This window comes from Roseateles aquatilis (assembly GCF_002205645.1).
Classification (GTDB): domain Bacteria; phylum Pseudomonadota; class Gammaproteobacteria; order Burkholderiales; family Burkholderiaceae_C; genus Roseateles; species Roseateles aquatilis.
Window position 1 is genome coordinate 27,000 of sequence record NZ_NIOF01000015.1, and the last position, 21,734, is coordinate 48,733.

Annotated in this window: 24 protein-coding genes; 2 read left to right on the top strand and 22 right to left on the bottom strand. The window is 68.3% G+C overall.

The window, feature by feature from the left end; translation table 11 throughout:
* Nucleotides 1-127: 127 nt before the first annotated feature.
* The 21 genes from ppk2 to CDN99_RS23650 all read right to left on the bottom strand — a co-directional run bounded on the left by ppk2 (nt 128) and on the right by CDN99_RS23650 (nt 17,282).
* Nucleotides 128-1,021, bottom strand: coding sequence for a polyphosphate kinase 2 (gene ppk2, locus CDN99_RS23550; protein WP_088387381.1), 894 nt, complete (start codon nt 1,019-1,021; stop codon nt 128-130).
* A gap of 62 nt (nt 1,022-1,083) precedes the next feature.
* On the bottom strand, nt 1,084-1,662 hold the full coding sequence (locus CDN99_RS23555; RefSeq protein ID WP_088387383.1) for a hypothetical protein: 579 nt from the start codon (nt 1,660-1,662) through the stop codon (nt 1,084-1,086).
* A gap of 26 nt (nt 1,663-1,688) precedes the next feature.
* A complete protein-coding gene (locus tag CDN99_RS23560) occupies nt 1,689-2,186 on the bottom strand; it encodes a hypothetical protein (protein ID WP_193531742.1) in 498 nt (165 codons plus the stop codon).
* 124 nt (nt 2,187-2,310) lie between these two features.
* A complete protein-coding gene (locus CDN99_RS23565) occupies nt 2,311-3,156 on the bottom strand; it encodes a D-hexose-6-phosphate mutarotase (RefSeq protein ID WP_088387385.1) in 846 nt (281 codons plus the stop codon).
* A gap of 178 nt (nt 3,157-3,334) precedes the next feature.
* Nucleotides 3,335-3,754, bottom strand: a complete 420-nt coding sequence (locus CDN99_RS23570) for a F0F1 ATP synthase subunit epsilon (RefSeq protein ID WP_088387387.1) — start codon at nt 3,752-3,754, stop codon at nt 3,335-3,337.
* A 195-nt stretch (nt 3,755-3,949) separates the two neighbouring features.
* Nucleotides 3,950-5,362, bottom strand: coding sequence for a F0F1 ATP synthase subunit beta (gene atpD / locus CDN99_RS23575; RefSeq protein ID WP_088387389.1), 1,413 nt, complete (start codon nt 5,360-5,362; stop codon nt 3,950-3,952).
* 41 nt (nt 5,363-5,403) lie between these two features.
* Nucleotides 5,404-6,279, bottom strand: a complete 876-nt coding sequence (gene atpG / locus CDN99_RS23580) for a F0F1 ATP synthase subunit gamma (protein WP_088387391.1) — start codon at nt 6,277-6,279, stop codon at nt 5,404-5,406.
* 58 nt (nt 6,280-6,337) lie between these two features.
* Complete coding sequence (atpA, locus tag CDN99_RS23585; protein ID WP_088387393.1) at nt 6,338-7,891, bottom strand: F0F1 ATP synthase subunit alpha; 1,554 nt, start codon at nt 7,889-7,891, stop codon at nt 6,338-6,340.
* Nucleotides 7,892-7,982: 91 nt separating this feature from the next.
* The gene (locus CDN99_RS23590; RefSeq protein ID WP_088387395.1) at nt 7,983-8,516 is read right to left on the bottom strand and encodes a F0F1 ATP synthase subunit delta; all 534 of its coding nucleotides are present in this window, start codon (nt 8,514-8,516) and stop codon (nt 7,983-7,985) included.
* Between the two features lie 2 nt (nt 8,517-8,518).
* Nucleotides 8,519-8,989: a F0F1 ATP synthase subunit B gene (locus CDN99_RS23595; RefSeq protein ID WP_088387397.1), complete on the bottom strand. Its 471-nt coding sequence runs from the start codon at nt 8,987-8,989 to the stop codon at nt 8,519-8,521.
* A 39-nt stretch (nt 8,990-9,028) separates the two neighbouring features.
* Nucleotides 9,029-9,277 carry a F0F1 ATP synthase subunit C gene (atpE, locus tag CDN99_RS23600; protein WP_058933479.1) on the bottom strand — a complete coding sequence of 83 codons (249 nt, stop codon included), beginning with the start codon at nt 9,275-9,277 and terminating at the stop codon, nt 9,029-9,031.
* A gap of 88 nt (nt 9,278-9,365) precedes the next feature.
* A complete protein-coding gene (gene atpB / locus CDN99_RS23605) occupies nt 9,366-10,244 on the bottom strand; it encodes a F0F1 ATP synthase subunit A (RefSeq protein ID WP_088387399.1) in 879 nt (292 codons plus the stop codon).
* A 15-nt stretch (nt 10,245-10,259) separates the two neighbouring features.
* Nucleotides 10,260-10,751 carry an ATP synthase subunit I gene (locus CDN99_RS23610; protein WP_158218939.1) on the bottom strand — a complete coding sequence of 164 codons (492 nt, stop codon included), beginning with the start codon at nt 10,749-10,751 and terminating at the stop codon, nt 10,260-10,262.
* A 288-nt stretch (nt 10,752-11,039) separates the two neighbouring features.
* Nucleotides 11,040-12,005, bottom strand: a complete 966-nt coding sequence (locus CDN99_RS23615; protein WP_088387403.1) for an SMP-30/gluconolactonase/LRE family protein — start codon at nt 12,003-12,005, stop codon at nt 11,040-11,042.
* Between the two features lie 40 nt (nt 12,006-12,045).
* Nucleotides 12,046-12,537, bottom strand: a complete 492-nt coding sequence (locus CDN99_RS23620; RefSeq protein ID WP_088387405.1) for a GNAT family N-acetyltransferase — start codon at nt 12,535-12,537, stop codon at nt 12,046-12,048.
* A gap of 174 nt (nt 12,538-12,711) precedes the next feature.
* A complete protein-coding gene (locus CDN99_RS23625) occupies nt 12,712-13,368 on the bottom strand; it encodes a glutathione S-transferase C-terminal domain-containing protein (RefSeq protein ID WP_088387407.1) in 657 nt (218 codons plus the stop codon).
* On the bottom strand, nt 13,365-14,078 hold the full coding sequence (locus CDN99_RS23630) for an alanyl-tRNA editing protein (protein WP_088387409.1): 714 nt from the start codon (nt 14,076-14,078) through the stop codon (nt 13,365-13,367). The genes CDN99_RS23625 and CDN99_RS23630 overlap by 4 nt, the downstream gene beginning before the upstream one ends.
* Nucleotides 14,075-14,671 carry a VOC family protein gene (locus CDN99_RS23635; RefSeq protein ID WP_158218940.1) on the bottom strand — a complete coding sequence of 199 codons (597 nt, stop codon included), beginning with the start codon at nt 14,669-14,671 and terminating at the stop codon, nt 14,075-14,077. Before CDN99_RS23635 ends, CDN99_RS23630 begins: the two co-directional genes overlap by 4 nt.
* 10 nt (nt 14,672-14,681) lie before the next feature.
* Nucleotides 14,682-15,521 (bottom strand): PhzF family protein, encoded by an 840-nt coding sequence (locus CDN99_RS23640; protein ID WP_088387413.1) that lies wholly within the window; start codon nt 15,519-15,521, stop codon nt 14,682-14,684.
* A gap of 94 nt (nt 15,522-15,615) precedes the next feature.
* A complete protein-coding gene (locus tag CDN99_RS23645; RefSeq protein WP_088387415.1) occupies nt 15,616-16,071 on the bottom strand; it encodes a GNAT family N-acetyltransferase in 456 nt (151 codons plus the stop codon).
* Entirely contained in the window at nt 16,068-17,282 is a 1,215-nt protein-coding gene (locus tag CDN99_RS23650; protein WP_088387417.1) for an aminotransferase-like domain-containing protein, read from the bottom strand. The genes CDN99_RS23645 and CDN99_RS23650 overlap by 4 nt, the downstream gene beginning before the upstream one ends.
* A gap of 137 nt (nt 17,283-17,419) precedes the next feature.
* Between CDN99_RS23650 and CDN99_RS23655 the strand changes: the two genes are divergently transcribed.
* Together CDN99_RS23655 and CDN99_RS23660 are read left to right on the top strand one after the other, a co-directional pair.
* Nucleotides 17,420-18,874, top strand: coding sequence for an aminotransferase-like domain-containing protein (locus tag CDN99_RS23655; protein WP_088387419.1), 1,455 nt, complete (start codon nt 17,420-17,422; stop codon nt 18,872-18,874).
* 112 nt (nt 18,875-18,986) lie between these two features.
* Nucleotides 18,987-19,772: a fumarylacetoacetate hydrolase family protein gene (locus CDN99_RS23660; RefSeq protein WP_088387421.1), complete on the top strand. Its 786-nt coding sequence runs from the start codon at nt 18,987-18,989 to the stop codon at nt 19,770-19,772.
* An 11-nt stretch (nt 19,773-19,783) separates the two neighbouring features.
* Here the strand turns inward: CDN99_RS23660 and CDN99_RS23665 are convergent, their stop codons facing one another.
* Nucleotides 19,784-21,661, bottom strand: coding sequence for an ATP-binding cassette domain-containing protein (locus CDN99_RS23665; RefSeq protein WP_088387423.1), 1,878 nt, complete (start codon nt 21,659-21,661; stop codon nt 19,784-19,786).
* Between the last annotated feature and the right edge of the window lie 73 nt (nt 21,662-21,734).

Here is a 21,734-nt window from a genome sequence, read left to right on the forward strand (position 1 = left end):
CGTCCATCGCGCGGGCGCACGACGCGGGTCGCGGGTCGCGGGTCGCGGGTCGCGGGTCGCGGGTCGCGGGTCGCGGGTCGCGATGATCGCCCGCCTCGCCCGCTGCGGCGCGCGCGGGCGACGTCCGTCAGACGCTCGGGATCGGCTTGAGCTTCCAGCCGAAGCTTTCCTTCTTCGGGCCGCGTTTCAGCGGCGGGAAGGTGATTTCCTTCTCGGGCACGGTCACGTCGGGCAGATGGTCCAGCAGATGGCGGATCAAGGTGAGCCGACCGCGCCGCTGATCGTTGAAGTCGACCAGCGTCCACGGCGCGTGCTTGTTGTGCGTGGCTTCGAGCATGCGATCGCGGGCGCGACCGTAGTCTTCGTAATGGGTGCGCGCCTCGACGTCGATCGGAGAGAGCTTCCAGCGCTTGAGCGGATCCTCCGCGCGCTCGGCGAAGCGTTCCTCCTGCTGCGCCTGGTCGACGGTCAGCCAGTACTTGAAAAGCAGGATGCCGTCGTCGACAAGCAGGCGCTCGAAGACAGGCGTCTGGCTCAGGAAGTCCTCGGTCTGGCTGGGGGTGCAGAAGCCCATCACGGACTCCACGCCGGCGCGGTTGTACCAGCTGCGATCGAAGAGCACGATCTCACCGGCCGCGGGCAGGTGCGTGACGTAGCGCTGGAAGTACCACTGGCCCTGCTCGCGCTCGCTGGGCTTGCTCAGCGCGACGGTGCGGCACTGGCGGGGATTGAGCGTCTCCGAGATCGCGCTGATGACGCCGCCCTTGCCGGCGGTGTCGCGGCCCTCGACAACGATCAGGAGCCGCTTGCCCGAATGCTGCAGCCAACGCGCCAGGCCGTTGAGCTCGACCTGCATCGGCTGCAGGAGGTCGAGGTAGTCGGATTTGGAGAGCTTGGCCTTGGCGTCCGCCTTGTCGGCCTTTGCGGCCTTGCCGGGTTTGCCGGCGTTGCCCTTCGATTCGCGATCGTCGGCGTCGCGCGTCGAGTCGTTCTTGTCGTCGCGCTGTCGGGACTTGGGCATGCGGGCTCCTCGGAATGTGGAGCCCGCAGCTTAACGTCGGGCGCCGGCAGGCGCCGCGACCATCACTTCGCCATCTGCACGTCGGCCACCGACACCTTCAGCGCCACCAGGTCGTTGATCAGCTGGGTGATGTTGGTGCGGACCGCGCCTTCGTTGGCCAGCTTCAGACGCTCGGTGCCGACGAAGGCATCGCTGAAGGCGGCGGTGTAGGGCGTCGCGACGTCGCGCTCGAAGACGGTCTTGTTGGTGGCGCGATCGATCAGCGAGTAGCGGACCGTCGCCGTCACCGTCATGCTGGCGCCCATGAAGGGCTGTTCCAGCTTGGCGAGGTGGGCCACCAGCACGTACTTGCTGCCCTGGCGATTGCCCGACAGCAAGCCGGCATCCTTGAGCGAGGCTTCCAGCGCGCGCTCGAAGTCGGCGCTCGACACGTTGGAGACCCACATCGGGTTGGTCTCCTTGCCGCCGGTCACGTCCTTGATGCCGATGCCGTCCTTCAGCTCCGACTGGGCCGCGGCGGTGCGCACGGCCAGCGAGTTGCTGACCTGCATCTGCTCGACGCGGGCAGGCGCGGCGCAGCCCACGAGCAACGCAGCGACGGACAGGGCGACGACGGAGGCGAAACGGTTCTTGGTGATCATGATCTGTTCTGGAAAAAATTGATTGGTCAGCGTGCCGAGCTGGCGGCGGCTTCAGGGGCGGACGCGGCGGCATCCGCCGACGCGACGGTCGCGATGACGGGCGCGGCGCCCGTCGGGGTCGTGGCCGGCGCCGCGGCCAGTTGGCCGTTGTCGGCGCTGCAGCGCTTCTGAATGACCGCCTGTTGCACGGCTTCGTTCTCGCCGCGCAGGCGGGCGTATTCGGCTTCCTGCTGCTTGGTCCCACCCAGCGCGAACAGCGCGGGCCAGAACAGGATCAGGCCGACACCCATGATCGTCTTGTCGTTGGTGGCCGCCTGATCGAGGCGCCCGCCGAGCTCGACATAACGCGTCTGCAGACGTTGCGTCTCCGCGTTCAGTTGTTGGCAGTCGTAGCTCTGGTACTGCGTCGGCGACACGTAGGTCGCGTTGATGTCCTTGGACGCGGTCGCACAACCGGCGACCAGCGACACAGCAGTGACCAGCGCGGTGGCGCGTTTGCCCACCGCGACGAGATGTTGTCGCATGCTCCCTCTCTCCCTCGATATCGAATCGTTGTTAGTAGCGGGAGCGATTCTTGCCCAGGGGGCGACCCTCGCCGAACAGTGCGAACCCCAACCTGTGACAAGCCCCCCCAATCAGGGGGATTCGTCAGGTCAGTTCGAGGGTCTGCATGCCGGCCCAGCTCTCGCCGGGGGGCAGCTCGATCGGCCGCAGCACCTGTGCCGCCTCGACGCACAGCATCTGCTTCCATCCGCCCTCGGGCATGTCGGCGAGGGCATCGCCCTTGGCCTGGCCTGGATTCCAGACCACGGCATCGCTGAAGCCCTGCTGGCTGATGCGCAGGCGACGGTCGCCGTCGCGCAGGGTCAGGTCATGCTTGAGGTCCTGATAGATGCGGTCCATCTCGCCATCCAGGCGCAGCAGGTCTTCATGCTGCGTGGCGGCGCGATCGCTGGCCGAGTCCCAGAACGCCAGTCCCGACAGGCCCTGCAGCGACGCGGAGATGTACTGCGTCAGCCGCAGGTAGGTGTGCAGCGCGGCGGTGAACGACATCGGCGTGGCGCCGCGGTTCTCGCAGGCCAGCTCCATCTCCAGCACGCGGCCGGCGATGCGGATGCTGATCTCGGCTTCGAATTCGTGCGGCCAGACCATGCGGGTGGCGCCGTCGTCGTTCAGGCGCAACACCGCCAACGCGTCGTCCTTGCCGGCCTCCGCGCTGACGAGTTGCCAGGGCTTGCCGCGCGCGAAGCCGTGCCGCTGCAGCGGGCCACGCGCCGCGAACTGCGGAAAGATCACCGGCACGCCGCCCCGCACCGCCTGGCCGGTGGCGAAGGCGCTCTTGGGCGACAGATACAGCTGCTCGTCGGCGCCGGCGGGCACCCATGACAGCAGATGTGCGCCGTGCAGCAGCAACGTGGCGCGCGCGCCATCGGGCGCGACGAGTTCGAGGGCCTCGAGGCCCTGGTGGCGGGTGATGGTGATCGGCGTGCTCATGCGAGGTCGGGGGATGCGGAGGCTCGATACGGGGCGCGCTCACCGGAGGTGAGACACGCGCCTCGGTTGGCGAGGGCCCAAAAGAAAAACGGCAGGCGTGCGGGGTGCACGGTCTGCCGTCGATTGTCGTCGCAGCGAAAGTGCCTGGACGTCTCCAGGCCTTGCCGCGATGGTGCGCTCAGCGCTTCGCGCGGAACTTCCGCAGCGCGGCGATCTGCGCGGCCATGGCCGCGAATTCGCTTTGCGCCTTGGCGAAGTCGATGTCGCTCTTCGCGTTCTTCATCGCGTCCTCGGCCGCCTTCTTGGCGGCTTCGGCGCGGGCTTCGTCCAGATCCTTGCCGCGGATGGCGGTATCGGCCAGGACGGTCACCAGGTCGGGCTGCACTTCCAGCAGGCCGCCGGCGACGAAGACGAATTCTTCTTCGTTCGTGTCCGCGCGCTTGATGCGCACGGCGCCCGGCTTGATGCGGGTGATCAGCGGCGTGTGCTTGGGCAGGATGCCCAGTTCACCGCCTTCGCCCGGCAGCGCCACGAAGCTCGCCTCGCCCGAGAAGATCTGCTCTTCCGCGGAGACCACGTTCACGTGAATCGTTGCCATCGTCGTTTCCTCAATCGTTGCAAAGAAGTCGACCTTCTTCCCCGGGGAGATTCCCGCCGATGGTCACCGCAGGTCGACCATCGCGGGAAGAAGGTCCAGTAAGCAAGCGGACGGTGAGCTGGCTAGGCGCCGCGCGGAGCCGGACCGTGAGTCCGGCGAGCACGGCAACGACGCCAGCGCGCCGTCCGCGCCGTCTTACTGGATCTTCTTGGCCTTTTCGAAGGCTTCGTCGATGGTCCCGACCATGTAGAACGCCTGCTCGGGCAGGTGATCGCATTCGCCGGCGACGATCATCTTGAAGCCGCGGATCGTTTCCTTCAGCGGGACGTACTTGCCGGGCGAGCCGGTGAACACTTCCGCGACGTGGAACGGCTGCGACAGGAAACGCTGGATCTTGCGAGCACGCGAGACGACCAGCTTGTCGTCCGGTGCCAGCTCGTCCATGCCCAGGATGGCGATGATGTCGCGCAGTTCCTTGTAGCGCTGCAGCGTGGCCTGGACGGCGCGGGTCGTGTTGTAGTGCTCTTCGCCGATCACGTTCGGGTCGATCTGACGCGACGTGGAGTCCAGCGGATCCACGGCCGGGTAGATGCCCAGCGAGGCGATTTCACGCGACAGCGAGACGGTCGAGTCCAAGTGGGCGAAGGTGGTCGCCGGCGACGGGTCGGTGTAATCGTCCGCGGGGACGTACACGGCCTGGATCGAGGTGATCGAGCCGACCTTGGTCGACGTGATCCGCTCTTGCAGGCGGCCCATTTCCTCGGCCAGCGTCGGCTGGTAGCCCACGGCGGAAGGCATGCGGCCCAGCAGCGCGGACACTTCCGTGCCGGCCAGCGTGTAGCGGTAGATGTTGTCCACGAAGAACAGCACGTCGCGGCCTTCGTCGCGGAACGACTCGGCGATCGTCAGACCGGTCAGGGCCACGCGCAGACGGTTGCCCGGGGGCTCGTTCATCTGGCCGTAGACCATCGCGACCTTGGACTCCGACAGGTTCTCGAGGTTGACGACGTTGGAGTCGGCCATCTCGTGATAGAAGTCGTTGCCCTCGCGGGTACGCTCGCCGACACCCGCGAACACCGACAGACCCGAGTGAGCCTTGGCGATGTTGTTGATCAGCTCCATCATGTTGACGGTCTTGCCGACGCCGGCGCCGCCGAACAGACCCACCTTGCCACCCTTGGCGAACGGGCAGATCAGGTCGATCACCTTGATGCCGGTTTCCAGCAGTTCCTGCGACGGGCTCAGCTCGTCGTAGGCCGGGGCCTTGCGGTGGATCGAGGCGGTTTGAGCCTTGCTGACTTCACCGCGTTCGTCGATCGGGTTGCCCAGCACGTCCATGATGCGGCCCAGGGTCGCCTGACCCACGGGGACCTGGATGGTGTCGCCGGTGTTGTAGACCTCGGTGCCGCGGCGCAGGCCGTCGGACGAGCCCAGCGCGATGGTGCGGACCACGCCGTCGCCCAGCTGCTGCTGGACTTCCAGCGTCAGCGCCGAGCCTTCCATCTTCAGGGCGTCGAACACCTTGGGCATGTGGTCGCGGGGGAATTCCACGTCCACCACGGCGCCGATGCACTGAACGATCTTGCCCACCGATTGAGTGTTAGCCATTTTTTCGTTCCTTCGATTCAAATCTTTGCGTTGCGTGGCGATCAGCCGCTGATGGCGGCGGCGCCGCTGACGATCTCGCTCAGCTCCTTCGTGATCGCGGCCTGGCGGGTCTTGTTGTAGACCAGCTTCAGCTCACCGATCAGGGTGCCGGCGTTATCGGTTGCGGCCTTCATGGCCACCATGCGTGCCGATTGCTCGGACGCCATGTTCTCTGCGACGGCCTGGTAGACCAAGGCTTCGGTGTAGCGCACCAACAGCTCATTGATCACCGTGGCGGCGTCGGGTTCGTACAGATAGTCCCACGCGTGGCCGGCGGCATCCGTCTCCAGCGACTCGGCCGACAGCGGCAGCAACTGCTGCACCACCGGCTCCTGCCTCATCGTATTGACGAAGCGCGTGTAGCAGAGATAGACCGCCGACAGCTTGCCTTCCGCATACGCGTCCAGCAGCGTCTTCACCGGGCCGACCAGCTTCTCGAGCTGGGGGCTGTCGCCGAGCTGCGTCGCGTGAGCGACGACGCGGGCGCCGATGCGGTTCATGAAACCGAGACCCTTGTTGCCGATCGCCACCACTTCCGACTTCTGACCGACAGCCTCGAGCTCCTTGAGCTTGTTGGTCGCCGCGCGAAGCAGGTTGGTGTTCAGACCGCCGCACAGACCCTTGTCGGTCGTGACCACGACGAAGCCAGCCACCTTGGCGTCCGGGTTCGCCACCATGAACGGGTGACGGTACTCCGGGTTGGCCTTCGAGAGATTGGCGGCGATGTTGCCGACCTTCTCCGCGTAAGGACGGGCCGCGCGCATCCGATCCTGCGCCTTGCGCATTTTCGAGGCGGCGACCATTTCCATGGCCTTGGTGATCTTCTTCGTGTTCTCGACGGACTTGATCTTGCCGCGAATTTCCTTGCCTGCTGCCATGATTTCTCCTGTCGGGGCCGGGTCTTGCTCGACTTCAGCGAGACCCGGTCATGGTTGCTTAGGCGAAGGACTTCTTGAACGACGTGATCGCGGCGTTCAGTTCGGCTTCGGCGTCCTTGTCCATCGCCTTGTCGTTTTCCAGCTTGGTCAGCAGGGCGCCGTGCGAGGTCTTCAGGAACTGGTGCAGGCCGTGCTCGAACGGCAGGACCTTCTTGACTTCGATGTCGTCCATGAAGCCCTTGTTCACCGCGTACAGCGTCGCGCCCATCAGGCTGATCGACAGCGGGCTGTACTGGGCCTGCTTCAGCAGCTCGGTCACGCGGGCACCGCGGTCCAGCTGCTTGCGCGTGGCCGCGTCCAGGTCCGAGGCGAACTGCGCGAACGCGGCCAGCTCACGGTACTGGGCCAGGTCGGTACGGATACCGCCGGACAGCGACTTGATCAGCTTGGTCTGGGCAGCGCCACCGACGCGCGACACCGAAATACCGGCGTTGATCGCGGGACGGATGCCGGCGTTGAACAGGTTGGTTTCCAGGAAGATCTGGCCGTCGGTGATCGAGATCACGTTGGTCGGCACGAACGCGGACACGTCGCCGGCTTGCGTTTCGATGATCGGCAGTGCCGTCAGCGAGCCGGTCTTGCCCTTGACCTCACCCTTGGTGAAGGCTTCGACGTACTCGGCGTTCACGCGCGCGGCGCGCTCCAGCAGGCGGCTGTGGAGATAGAACACGTCGCCGGGGAAGGCTTCGCGGCCCGGGGGGCGGCGCAGCAGCAGCGAAACCTGGCGGTAGGCGACGGCCTGCTTGGACAGGTCGTCGTACACGATCAGCGCGTCCTGGCCGCGATCGCGGAAGTACTCGCCCATCGTGCAGCCGGAGTAGGCCGACACGTACTGCATCGCGGCCGATTCGGACGCCGAGGCGGCCACGACGATGGTGTATTCCATCGCGCCGGCGGCTTCCAGGGAGCGCACCACGTTCTTGATCGACGAAGCCTTCTGGCCGATCGCAACGTAGACGCAGGTCATGTTCTGACCCTTCTGGTTGATGATCGCGTCGATCGCCACGGCGGTCTTGCCGGTCTGGCGGTCGCCGATGATCAGCTCGCGCTGGCCACGGCCGACGGGCACCATCGAGTCGATCGACTTCAGGCCGGTCTGCACCGGCTGGTCGACAGACTTGCGCGCGATCACGCCCGGGGCGACCTTCTCGATCACGTCCGTCATCTTGGCGTTGATCGGGCCCTTGCCGTCGATCGGCTGACCCAGCGCGTTGACGACGCGGCCGATCAGCTCGGGGCCCACCGGCACTTCCAGGATGCGGCCCGTGCACTTGACGGTGTCGCCTTCGGAAATGTGCTCGTAGGCACCCAGGATCACGGCACCGACGGAGTCGCGTTCCAGGTTCAGCGCGAGGCCGAAGGACTGGTTACCCTCGGCGTCGGCCGGGAACTCCAGCATTTCGCCTTGCATCACGTCGGACAGGCCGTGCACGCGCACGATGCCGTCGGACACGGACACGACGGTGCCCTGGTTGCGGACGTCCGTCGAAGCGCCGAGGCCTTCGATGCGGCTCTTGATCAGTTCGGAAATTTCAGCAGGATTCAATTGCATTGCTTGCTCCCAACGGCATCCGCACGAAGCGGGACACCAGGGTGAATCGGGGGGATCTTGGCAGTCGGAACCGACGCCCGAGGCCGGAGCCTCAGGCGGTCAGCGCCACTTTCATACGTTCCAGGCGAGCCTTCACCGAGGTGTCCAGCACCTCGTCGCCGACCACCACACGGATACCGCCGATCAGGCCGGGCTCCAGCTCGACGTGGGCTTGCAGCTTGCGACCGAAGCGCTTCTCCAGCGACACGACCACGTCGGCCAGTTGGGCCGGCTCGATCGGGTAAGCGCTGTAGATGTACGCGTCGGCCACGCCGGAAGCGGCGTTGGCCAGGTCGTGGAACTGCTGGACCATCGCCGGCAGCGCGGCCAGACGACCGTTGGCGATCACCTCGCGCACGAAGTTCTGCACACCGGGCAGCAGCTGCTGCCTGGACGCCGCGGCCACCACCTGGAACACCTGCTCGCCGTCGACCTTGGGGTCGTCGGCGAACTGGCGCAGCTGGTTGTCCTGCGCGACGAGAGACACCGCTTCGAGTTGCTCGGCCCAGGCCTTCACATCCTGATGCGAAGCCACCTGGAACAGCGCCTCCGCGTAGGGACGGGCAATGGTTGCGAGTTCAGCCATGATTACAGCTCCGTCTTCAGACGGCCCAGCAATTCGGCGTGCACGCTGGCATTGACTTCGCGCTGCAGGATCTGTTCGGCACCCTTGACGGCCAGCGCGGCGACCTGCTCGCGCAGGGCCTCGCGGGCACGCACGGACTGCTGCTCGGCCTCGGCCTTCGCGGCGGCGACGATCTTGTCGGCTTCGTCCTGAGCGCGCTTCTTCGCTTCTTCCACGATCACCGCGCCGCGCTTCTCGGCGTCGGACAGCAGCTTCGTGGTTTCGTTGCGGGTCTGCGCCAGTTGCTCGTCGACCTTCTTGTTGGCGGTGGCCAGTTCGGCCTTGGCCTGATCAGCGGCGGCGAGGCCGGCGCGGATCTTTTCGGCGCGTTCGTCCAGCGCCTTCACGATCGGCGGCCAGATGAACCGCATCGTGATGAACATGAGGATCGCAAATGGGATCCACTGAATGAACAGGCTAGCGTTGATATTCACGGCACGATCCCTTCAGTCGTGAAAGGGGGGCGTGGCGGATTAACGCAGCACGAACGGATTGGCAAACGCGAACAGCAGAGCGATAGCGACGCCGATCAGGAACGCGGCGTCGATCAGGCCGGCCAGAATGAACATCTTGGTTTGCAGTTCGTTCATCAGCTCGGGTTGACGAGCCGACGATTCCAGGAACTTGCCGCCCATCAGCGCGATGCCGATGGAAGCGCCGATCGCGCCCAGACCAACGATGATGCCGCAAGCCAGAGCGACCAGACCGAGGATGTTTTCCATGTTTTGCTCCTGAGAGAGTTAGATAAAAAAGGAAGGGGAAAAACGAAACGTCGAAATCGAGAACGAAGCGTCGGTGCTGTCCGCCGGATCAGTGCGCGTCGTGCGCCTGGCCCAGGTAGATCAGCGTCAGCATCATGAAGATGAAGGCCTGCAGCGTGATCACGAGGATGTGGAACAGCGTCCAGACCGTGCCGGCGATGACGTGGCCGATGGCCAGTCCGATGCCGGTGCCGGTCAGGGCCCAGCCGCCACCCATCAGGGCGATCAGCATGAACACGAGTTCGCCGGCGAACATGTTGCCGAACAGTCGCATGCCATGAGACACCGTCTTGGCGATGAACTCGATGACCTGCATCAGGAAGTTGAACGGCCACAGCGCCCAGTGGTCGCCGAACGGCGCGGCGATCAGCTCGTGACCCCAGCCGCCCAGGCCCTTGATCTTGATGTTGTAGAGGAAGCAGAGCAGCAGCACGAAGGTCGACATGCCCAGCGTCGTCGACAGGTCGGCGGTCGGCACGACGCGGTGATAGGCGTGCGCCGGATCGTGGCCGGTGGACCCCACGTACCAGGCCCAGGCCGACGGCAGCGCGTCGACCGGGATCATGTCCATGGCGTTCATGAAGAAGATCCACACGAACACCGTCAGCGCCAGCGGGCCGACGAGCCGGCGGCTCTTCTCGTTATGGATCAGCGCCTTGGCCTGGTTGTCGACCATCTCGACCAGGATTTCGACGGCGGCCTGGAAACGTCCCGGCACGCCGGCATGCGCCTTGCGTGCGGCACGCCACAGGAAGAACACCGCGAGCAGCCCGAGGACGGACGTGTACAGCAACGAGTCGAAGTTGAAGACGCTGAAGTCGACGATGTTCGTCTGCTTGACGTCCTCGAAAGAGAAGTTCTTTTGCCAGTGCTGCAAGTGATGGGTGATGTATTCACCCGAAGTCGGCGCGTGTCCTTCTGCTGCCATGGTTGCTTTCCGTCTCTATTTTCTGATTCGACCCCGCCGAAGCAGGGCCAGCCAATTTGCCTTCAGGGCCACCACCAAGGTCGACAGCAATGCTGGCCAACTCAAGGGAGGGAAGCCCAGGACAACCGCCACCAGGATGGCGGTCGCCAGAATGATCTTGATCAGCTCCCAGACCATGAACGACAGCATCGCGGTGCCGCCGTTCATCGCCGATCGCCGGGTCATGCCCCACGCCATCAGGGCGTTGGGCACCACCACCGAGCCGGCACCGAACAGCGCCGACCAGGCTTTGTCGCCCTGCCAGGTCAGGAGACCCCACAGCACGACCATCGCGGCACCCGCGGCAGCCTGCCAACCCACGAGGGTCCATGGCGACAGCTTCGGGAGCCTGGCTCGCAAGTCCTGCGCTTGTTCTCGCGACAGGGGCTTGAAAGCCTGTTCGTCGCCCGTATCTCCTTCTGTCCGGTCGTCCCAGGGGTCCTGGCCAGCCGAGCGCTGGGCGTTCAATGGAACGTCTCGCGTCATTTCGGCTTGCGGCACGCGTGGCGCGCGCGCAGGATCGGGATTCACGGCGGAAGGGGGAGGCGGCAAAACCCAAAGATTATAGGTGGTTTGTCCTTACAGGCCCTTAACAGAGCGCCGCGCACGCTCATGCGCGCCGACTTGACAGCCTGTGCGATCCCCGCCTAGAGCGCTCCCGCGCCCTGTTCATCGGCATTGCCAGCCATCGGTCCCGCGCGGCGAGCACGCAACACTTGACCCCGCGCGGCGGCGGCGAGCCGTCCGGCCCGTGCCTCAAGTCATCGCGCCGAGCGTCGCCTCCCAGGTCGCGCATCGCGTCGGCAGACCGGCCACCGGCACCCGCATCTTCAGGACGCAGCCGGCCCAGGGTTGAGCGGCGAGCTCTTCCGCGCCGCGCTTTTCCCGTGCCGTGGTCACGAAAAGAGTGCGCAGGTCCGCACCACCGAAGGTCGGCATCGTGGCGCAGCGCACCGGCAGCGCGACGCGCTGCAGCACCTCGCCCGAAGGCGACAGCCGCAGCAGTTGCTGCCCTTCCATCATCGCCACCCAGTAGCAGCCCTCGACATCGACCGCCGCGCCGTCCGGCCGGCCGCCGTAGGTTTCGAGCGGCTGACCGGCGGCGCGCGGCTCGAAGCGCGCGAACGGCCGCCGGTCACCGACCGCGCCGGTCTCGGCATCGAAGTCGAGCCGGTAGATCTCGTGCGCCTTCGTGTCCGCCCAGTACATCGTGCGCCCGTCCGGGCTCCAGCCCAGGCCGTTGGACGTCGTGATGCCGTCCTTCACGACCTCGAAGCGACCGCCGCGCAGGCAGTACAGCGCGGACACCGGCTGGCGCGCGTCGTCGATGGTGCCGACCCAGAGCCGACCGCGCGCGTCGGCCTTGCCGTCGTTGAAGCGGCGCAGGGACGGGTCGTAGGGCGGGTCGACCAGCAGGCTGTACTCGCCGCTGTCCGGGTCGAAGCGCCACAACCCGTTGCGCTGAGCGATCAACAGGCCGCCGGACGCGAGCGGCACCACGCAGCCCGGCTCGTCGTTCAGCGCCCAGCGCGTCGGCTCCGCCGCGCCGGTGTCGAGGCGGAATAGCGCCCTGCCCGGGATGTCCAGGTAATAGAGCCGTTGCTCCACGGGATGCCAGAACGGCGACTCGCCCAACAGCGCCGGCGTCAGGGACGCGGGCTCGATATGGAAGAAGGTGTCGTCGGCGGACGCGGACGCGGGAGAAACGGGCGGCTGGCTCATGCCCGCGATGCTATGTCCGTAACCCGGCGAAACCTGACCCTCAGCTCAAGTCCACCTTCAAGTAGTGGGCACCGGCGACCGGGCTGAAGTAGTACGGCGGGATCTCGGCGAAGCCCAGGCTCTCGTACAGGCCGCGCGCCGCTTCCATGTCGTCGAGCGTGTCCAGCAGCATGCTGGAGTAGCCCGCGGTCGTGGCGCTGTCGATCAGCGCCTGCGCCATCGTACGGCCCAGGCCGAAGCGACGGAACGCCGGCCGGATGAAGAGCCGCTTCATCTCGCAGGCGTTGGCGTAGTCGACATCGGTGAGCGGCCGGAAGCCGCCGCATCCGGCGACCTGGCCGTCGACCAGCGCAAGCATCAGCGTGCCTTGAGGCGGCGCGTACTCGCCGGGCAGCGAGGCGAGCTCCTGTTCGAAGTTCTGGAAATCGAGGTCGATGTCCAGGCTCTGCGCGTACTCGCGCAAGATCAGGCGCGCTTCTTCCCACAACAGGGGCGAATCGGGGCTGATCAGTCGTATCTCGGGCGTATCCACGCGAGCGAGTGTAGCGACAGCCATTGGCAACGCATCCAAGCACCCGCGCCACGGACGGTCATCGCCCACCGCCCACGTCAGGGGCTCGCGCGGCTACGGCTACGGCTACGGCTACGGCTACGGCTACGGCTACGGCTACCGCGACGGGTACGGGTACGGGTACGGGTACGGGAGTCAGGGTCCCGCGTCGCGCCCGTGGGTGACGAAGCCCGGGCGCTCGCACAGCCGCCCGTACCAGTCCTCGACGGCGGGCAGCACCGCGTGCGCCATCGGCGCCGAGCGCCAGCGATGCGCCGACAGGCCCAGCACCACATCGGCCAGCGTGAAGGCCGAACCCAGCACGAACGGTCCGCCCGACGCGACGAGTTGTCCTTCGAGCATCGCCATGTGCCGATTCCAGTTGGCGACGCCGGCCTCGATCTGCGCCGCGTCCTGATGCAGCGCGCTCTTGCGCACCAGCGCCATGAACGCGTAGCGCCAGCTGTTGTTGAGCTCGCCGCCCTGCCAGTCCATCCACATCTCGACCCGCGCGCGTCGGTGCGGCTCGGCAGGCAGCAGGTCGATGCGACCCTCGCGATGCGCGAGGTAGCGGCAGATGCTGTTGCTCTCCCACATGGAGAACGGCGCGGCGGCGTCGCCGCCCGGCCTGGCGGCCGCGTCGGTCGCGTCGATCAGCACCGGCATCATCGCGTTGGGATTGAGCGCGCGCAGCGCCTCCGACTGGACGTCGACATCCTCGCGCACCAGGTCCAGGCCCAGCTCGACACCGGTCCACAGTACCTTGCGGACGTTGATCGACGCCGCGCGACCCAGCACCCTCGGCGCCGTCATGGCGCGAAGCCCAGCACGACGCGCCGCGTCCGGGCCGATTTCTTCTCGATCTTCGTCACCACCACCGCGCCGATCTCGGCCGTGTTGGCGACGTGCGTGCCGCCGCAGGGCTGCAGGTCCACGTCGTCGATCTTCAGCAACCTCACGCGGCCCGTGCCGCGCGGCGGCTGCACGCTCATGCTTCGGACCAGCCCCGGGTTCGCATCCAGCTCGTCGTCGCTGATCCAGCTGTGGCTGACCGGATGCGCCTCGGCGACCAGCCGCGCGATGCCGGCGGTGAGCGCGTCCTTGTCGAGCGCGTCGGTCATGTGGAAATCCAGACGCGCGTAACCCGCCGTGATCGAGCACCCGTCCACCGGATGCGGCACCAGCGCGCACAGCAGATGCGTGGCGGTGTGGAAACGCATGTGGGCATGCCGGCGCTCCCAGTCGATCCGCGCCGTGACCGCCGCGCCCGGCGCCAGGCCGTCCAGCGCCTGATCGGGCGCGGGCACGTGCAGGATCTCGCCGTCCTCGCCCTTGCGGGTGTCGGCGATGCGGATCTCGCGGCCGTCGGCCAGCGTCAGGGTGCCGGCGTCGCCGGCCTGGCCGCCGCCCTGGGGATAGAACACCGTGCGATCGAGCAACAGGCCGCGCTCGTCGACGCGCAGCAAGGTCGCGGCGCAGTCGCGCAACCGGGCATCCTCGCGGAACAGGTCGATCGTGCTCATGCGCCGAGCGTGGCTTCGATGGCCTGCAGCTCGACGGTGCCCTTGGGCGTCGCCAGTTGCGCGCTGAGGCCGTCGCGGGCCTCGAAGCTCAGCAACTGCACGCCGCTCGCCGGCAGCTTGTCGGTGGGATGGGCGTCGCCCTGCCATTCGATCGGCACCGGCAGGCCCTCCTTGCGCAGCCGGCGACCGTCGTCACGCAGCGCGATGCGCCAGCTCAGATCGCCGCGGGCGGCCTCCACCGCCTTGCCGGCGTCGATGCCCTCGCCCAGCCAGTAGGCCAGCGTCGCGTCCAGGTTGGGCACGCGGGCGACCCAATGCAGCAGCGCCGGACCGTCCTTCAGCCGGTCCTGCACGGCGGGCTGGTCCAGGTCGAACCAGCGCGGCCGGCCGGGCGGCACGGCCTCGGGATCGATCGCGATGATCTCCAGATAAGCGCGCGGGTAGTTCGGCGCGCTGATGTCGAGCAGCAGGTTGTGCGTGCCCATCAGCGCGTGGCGCCCACCGGGCTGGGGCGCGACGCCGAGGACGCGCTCGCACCAGGCGCGGCCTTCCTCCAGCGTGTTCGCGGCGACGACGAGATGATCGACTTCCATGCTCATGGCTTCACAACCTCACCTGACCGTGGATCAACGGCGTGACATCGCCGCCAATCCAGCAATGCCCGCCCTCGCGCGCCACGTGCACCCGACCGGCGCGCCCGAGGGCGGCGCCCTGGGCGGCGACGTAGCGGTCGGGCGCCAGACCGGCGCCCTGCAGCCATAGTGCCAGACCCGCATTGAGGCTGCCCGTGACCGGGTCTTCCGGCACGCCCAGCCCAGGCACGAAGGCCCTGACCTCGAACTGCCGGGGCGCGCCCTCCGGATAGGCACCGACGACGCCCAGCTTGAGTCCGGCCATGGCCGCGAAGTCCGGCTGCAGCTTCAGCACCGCCTCGGCCGACTTCAGGCGCGCGGCCATCCACTGCGGGCCGTTGTCGACCCAGACCAGATCGAGGAGCTCCGACTCGTCGATGCGCAGCGCCTTCAGCGCCTGCGCGCGCAGGGCCGGCTCGACCGGTCCTTCCCGCTTCAGCGGCGGCGCGGCGAAGGCCAGCCGGCCGCCGTCGCGGCGGATCCGCACCAGGCCGATCGCGCATTGCTGCACCACCTCGCCCGGCTTCCTCGGATCGCCGCCGCTGGCCAGCCACGCATGCGCCGATCCCAGCGTCGGGTGCCCGGCGAACGGCAACTCGCCGCCCGGCGTGAAGATGCGGACGCGGTAGTCGGCGCCAGCGTCCGTCGGCGGCAGCAGGAAGGTGGTCTCGGACAGATTGGTCCAGCGGGCGAAGTCGGCCATCGTGGCCTCGTCCAGCCCGGCGCCGTCGATGACGACGGCCAGCGGATTGCCCTTCAGCGCCTCGGCGGTGAAGACATCGACTTGAACAAAGCGGCGGAGTTCGGACATGAGGGCCCTCGGGCAACAACGATGAAGTCGACCCGCTCCGCCTGACGGGCGGGTGACGGGCGCCAGAAACAGGGGACAGGCCCCGCGGACGGGATCAGGTCGCCTGGCGGTAGAGGCCGGGGCGGACCACTTCCATGCCGCGCTCGGGCGCGGCCAGCGGCTGGAAGCCGTGGCGGGCATAAAGCGCGTGCGCGTCCCGCGTGACCAGCGAGAACCGTCGCAGCCCTTGCAGCGCCGGATGCGCCACGACGCGCGTGATCAGCCAGTCGCCCAGGCCCCGCCCCTGCCAGTCCTCGATGACGAAGACGTCGCACAGGTAGGCGAAGGTGGCGCGATCGCTGATCACCCGGGCGTAGCCGATCAGGGTGCCGGACGGATCCCGCATCAGCAGGTTCAGCGACCCCTGCATCGCGCGGCGCATCGTCTCGCGCGGGATGCCCTCGGCCCAATAGGTCCGGCCGATGAAGCCGTGGACCACGTCCAGGTCGGCCTCGGTCCAGCGCTCGTCGAGCACCGGATCGAAGGGCAACGGCGCCCGGGCGACGCTCATGGCGTCGTTTCAGCGGTCGTCAGCGCCAGCGCCTCGTGCAGCACGCGGCCCAGCTTCTCGACGCCCTCGACGATCAGGTCCGGCGTCAGCGTGACGAAGGACAGGCGCAGCGTGCGCACGTCCGGCTGGTGCGCGTAGAACGCGGCGCCCGGCACGTAGGCGATGCCGGCGTCGACAGCGCGCGGCAGCAGCGCCATCGCGTCCAGGCCTTCGGGCAGGCGGATCCAGAAGAACATGCCGCCCTCGGGGGTCTGCCACTCGCAGCCCGGCGGCAGGTAGTCGCGCAGCGCCGCGGCCATCGCGTCGCGGTTGGCCTTGTAGCGCGCGCGGATCTTGGGCACGTGCTGGTCGAGGAACCCGCCCTTGATGACCTCGTGCACCACGCGCTGGTTGAAGCCCGGGGTGTGCAGGTCGGCGGCCTGCTTGGCCTGCAGCAGCTTGGGGTAGAGCTCCGTCGGCGCGACGATGTAACCCAGGCGGAAGCCCGGCGTCAGCACCTTGGAGAACGAGCCCAGGTACAGGCTGCCCTCGGGCCACAGCGAGCTCAGCGACGGCGGCGGCGCCTGGTCGAACCACAGGTCGCCGTAGGGGTTGTCCTCGACGATGGGCACGCCGGCCTTGCGCGCGGCGGCGACGACCGCCTCGCGGCGCTGCTGGCTCATCACGCGGCCGGTGGGGTTCTGGTAGTTGGGCAGCAGGTAGGCGAAGCGGGTGCCCGGCGCGTCGTGCGGCAGCGCCTCGATGGCCTGCGGCAGCGGGCCTTCGTCGTCGCTGGCGAGGCTGGCGAAGATCGGCTCGTAGGGCGTGAAGGCCTGCAGCGCGCCGAGGTAGGTCGGCGTCTCGACGGCCACCGGCGCGCCGTCGTCGCAAAGCAGCTTGCCGACCAGGTCCAGGCCCTGCTGCGAGCCGCTGGTGATCAGCACCTGGTCCGGCGAGGCCTGGATGCCCAGCGTCGCGACCTTGGCGGCGACCCACTCGCGCAGCGGCGCGAAGCCCTCGCTGGACGCGTATTGCAGCGCTTCCTTGGCGTTGTGCGTCAGCACGCGGTCGCAGGCGGTCTTGATGGCGTCGACCGGGAAGGTGTCGGCGCTGGGCAGGCCGCCGGCCATGGACAGGATGCCCGGCTTCTCGGTGACCTTCAGGATCTCTCGGATGATGGACGGGTTCATGCGCGCGGCACGACGGGCTTGCGTCCAGGGACTGCGATTCATGGATGTCTCCGACTGCGGGGGTTCTTGGCCGCTCCGGTTGTAACACCGGCCGGCGGGTTCGGTGCGGACCAGTCTAGTGGCGCCGACCAACACAGAACCAATACACTGAGCCATACCAGCGCATCATCTGTATCGGCATGGACACCAGCACAGCTTCTGCCGGCGCCCCCGCGGCCGCGCCCGGCGCCCTGTCCCGCAACGCCAGCCAGCCGCTGGCGCAGCAATTGGCGCAGCGCTTCGCGGCCCGCATCCAGCAGCGGCTGCTGCTGCCGGGGGCGCGTCTGCCGTCGGTGCGGGACTGCGCGCGGCACCACGGGGTCAGCCCGTACACCGTCGTCGCGGCCTACGACCAGTTGCTGGCGCAGGGGCTGCTCGAAGCCCGCAAGAAGCGAGGGTTTTTCGTTCGCGAAACCAGGCCGCTGCCGTCGCGCGCGCCCGCGCTGGTCGAGTCCGCTCCGGCGCCGCTGCCGCCGCCGGTCGACGCCAGCGCGCTGATCCGCGGCATGTTCCAGGCCGACGCGCGGCGCTCGCCGGGCCTGGGCACGCTGCCGGCCGAGTGGCTGGACCTGGGCCTGCTGCAGTCGACGCTGCGCCGGCTGGCCGCCCAGGCCGACGACGCGCTGCTGTCCGGCTACGGCGAGCCGCTGGGCGACGAGCGCCTGCGCCGCGCCCTCTCCCGCCGGCTGCTGGACATTGCGATTCAGGCCGGGCCCGACCAGATCATGAGCACCGTCGGCGCCACGCACGGGCTGGACCTGATCACGCGCGCGTTCCTGGAGCCCGGTGACGCGGTGCTGGTGGACGACCCCGGCTGGGCGATCGAGTACGCCCGCCTGTCGCAGGCCGGCATGCGCCTGCTGCCGGTGCCGCGCGGCGCGCAAGGGCCGGACCTGCCCGTCATGCGGCGGCTGATCGAGGAACACCGGCCGCGCATGTACGTGACCGTCTCGGTGCTGCACAACCCGACCGGCGCGACGCTGGGCCTGGCGCATGCGCACCAGGTGCTGCAGCTGGCGCACGAGCACGATCTGCTGATCGTCGAGGACGACACCTACGCCCTCTTCGCGCCCAATCACGCGCCGCGGCTGGCGGCGCTGGATCAATTGCGGCGCACGATCTACGTCTCGGGTTTCTCGAAGATGCTGTCGCCCGCGTGGCGCGTGGGTTTCGTCGCGGCCAGTCCGGACCGCATGGCGCGGCTGACGGAGCTCAAGCTGCTGGCCTCGCTGACGACCAGCCCGCTGATGGACCGCGCGGTCGCGCTGTGCCTGGAGCAGGGCCTGCTGCGCAAGCATGCCGAGCGCATCGCCGCGCGGCTGGAGGCGGCGCGGCAACGCTGCGTGCGGCTGGCCGAGGCGGCCGGCTGCCGCTTCGTCGCGACGCCGGCGGGGCTCTTCGGCTGGGTCGACGTCGGCGTCGACACCGAGCGGCTGGCGCCCGTGATGATGGATCAGGGCTGGTTGATCGCGCCCGGCATCCTGTTCAGCCCGACGCGACAGCCGGGCACGCTGATGCGGATCAACTTCGCGACCTCGCAGGACGCGAAGTTCTGGCAGATGCTGGAGCGGGCACGCGAAACGCTCAAGCGCTGAACGCCCACGCGCGCGGTCCGAACCCCCTCCGCCCCGATGGGGCAACAGGGCCGACGATCGGGTGGCGCTGCTGCAAGCCGCATGCCGGCGACCCCGCCTAAGATCCGCGCTCATGACGATCCCCAGCTCCTCCTCCCCCGCCGAGCTCGGCGCCGCCCTCGCCCAGGCCTGGACCTCGGGCGAGCTCCTCGACGACACCGCCTGGTCGCTCCCCGACGAGGCCGCCGCCTACGCCGTGCAGACTGACCTGGCGCGCCGACTGGACTGGCTGACGCCGGGTCGGCCGCAGGTCTGGAAATGCGGCGGCTCGTCGCGCGACGGCGCGCTGGGCCAGTCCCCGCTGCCGCCGCAATTCGCGCGCGAAGTGCGCGGCCTGCGCAACGGCGGCGATTTCGGCGACCTGCCGCTGATCGGCGCCGAGGCCGAAATCGCGCTGCGACTCGGCCAGGACGTCACGCCGGAGATCGCCGCCGCGCTGGTGCCCGGCCAGGCCGAGCACCTGATCGACGCGATGTGCGTGGCCATCGAGTGGTTGGGCTCGCGCTGGCGGCGCGGCCTGCAGGCCGACACGCTGCTGCGCCTGGCCGACGCGCAGACCCACGGCGCGCTGGCGCTGGGCCCGTGGCAGGCATGGAAGCCCGGCCATGACTGGGCGAATCAACCCTGCGAATTGATCGTCGGCGACGCCGCGCCGATGGCGGGTCTCGGCGGGCACGGCCTGAACGACCCGGCCTGGGTCGTCGCGGGCTGGCTGAAGTACGCGACGCGCGACGGCGCGACCGTGGCCGCGGGCAGCGTCGTGACGACCGGCTCGTGGCGCGTCGCGACGAAGCTCGCGCCGGGCGCGACCGTCGTCGCCCGCTACGACGGCATCGGCGAGCTGACCGTGCGGGCCTGAGCCCGCCGCGCTTATTTCGCCTCGAGCGTTTCCCAGCGCGTCATCAGCGCCAGCAGTTCGTCGTCGATCTCGGCGGACCGGTTGGTCACCTCGGTGATGCGGCCGGCGCCCTGCTGGTACAGCTCGGTGCTGTTGAGCAGCGCCTGCAGGTGCTTCTGCTCGGTTTCGAGCGCGCCGATCTTCGCGGGGATCTCCTCCAGCTCGCGCTGCTCCTTGTAGCTGAGCTTGCGGCGGGCGGCCACGACAGGCGCCGCCTCGGGGGCGGGCGCCGGAGCCGGCGCGGCGGCGGGCGCGGGCGCCTGGCGGGCGCGCAGCTCGGCCGCGCGCTGTGACTGGATCAGCCAGTCCTCGATGTCGCCTTCGTACTCGCGCCACTTGCCGTCGCCCTCGCTGACGATGGTCGAGGTGACGACGTTGTCCAGGAAGCGTCGGTCATGGCTGACCAGGAACACGGTGCCGTCGTAATCGGCCAGCAGTTCCTCCAGCAGCTCCAGCGTCTCGATGTCCAGGTCGTTGGTCGGTTCGTCCAGCACCAGCACGTTGGCCGGACGCGCGAACAGGCGCGCCAGCAGCAGCCGGTTGCGCTCGCCGCCCGACAGGCTGGACACCGGGGATTCCGCGCGCGCTGGCGAGAACAGGAAATCGCTCAGGTAGCTCTTGACGTGCTTGCGCTGGTTGCCGATCTCGATCCATTCGCTGCCGGGGCTGATGGTGTCGGCCAGCGTGGCGCTCAGGTCGAGGGCGTCGCGCATCTGGTCGAAGTAGGCCACCGACATCTTCGTGCCCAGGCGCACCGCGCCGCTGTCCGGCGGCAGCTCGCCCAGGATCATCTTCAGCAGCGTCGTCTTGCCGGCGCCGTTGGGGCCGATCAGGCCGACCTTGTCGCCGCGCAGGATGGTGCCGGTGAAGTCGTTGACGATGACGCGGTCGCCGAAGCGCTTGGAGACGTTCTCCAGCTCCGCCACGATCTTGCCGCTGGCGTCGCCGGTGGCCACGTCCAACCGCACCTTGCCCTGCACGTCGCGACGCGACTGGCGGTCGGCGCGCATCTCGTGCAGCCGCTGCACGCGGGCGACGGAGCGCGTCCGGCGCGCCTCGACACCCTTGCGGATCCAGATTTCCTCCTGTGCCAGCACCTTGTCGAAGCGGGCGTTGGCCAGCGCCTCGTTTTCCAGCTCATAGGCCTTGGCGGCCTGGAACGCGGCGAAGTTGCCGGGATAACCGCGCAGTTGGCCGCGGTCCAGCTCGACGATGCGGTTGGCGACGTTGTCCAGGAACGCGCGATCGTGGGTGATCAGCAGCAGCGAGCCCTTGAAGCCGTTGAGCAGTTCCTCCAGCCAGCGGATCGCGTCCAGGTCCAGGTGGTTGGTCGGCTCGTCCAGCAGCAGCACGTCGGGCTGCGCGACCAGCGCGCGCGCCAGCGCCACGCGCTTCTTCAGGCCGCCGGAGAGCTCGCCCACCAGGCGGCCGCCGTCCAGGCCCAGGCGGTGCAGGGTCTCGTCGACGCGCTGCTCCCAGTTCCAGGCGCCGATCTGCTCGATGCGCTCCTGCACCCAGCCCAGGTCGTCGTTCTCGTCGTGCGCCTCGTAGCGCTCGCGCAGGCTCTTGGCCTCGGCGACGCCCTCGCTGACCACCTCGAAGATCGTCGCCTCGGGCCGCAGCTCGGGCTCCTGAGGGACATAGACGGTGGTCAGGCCCTTCTCGAGCTGCAACAGCCCGTCGTCGAGTTTCTCGATGCCGGCCAGGATCTTGAGCATCGACGACTTGCCGGTGCCGTTGCGGCCGATCAGCCCGACGCGGTCGCCGGTCTCGAGGGAAAAATTCGCGCTGTCCAGCAGTGGCACGTGGCCGAAGGCGAGATGGGCGTTGGAAAGGGATAGGACTGCCATCCGGCGATTGTCCCCGATGGGCGAGGCGGGCCCGTGACCGACGCTCGATCACGGGGGACGTCCCGCGGGATCG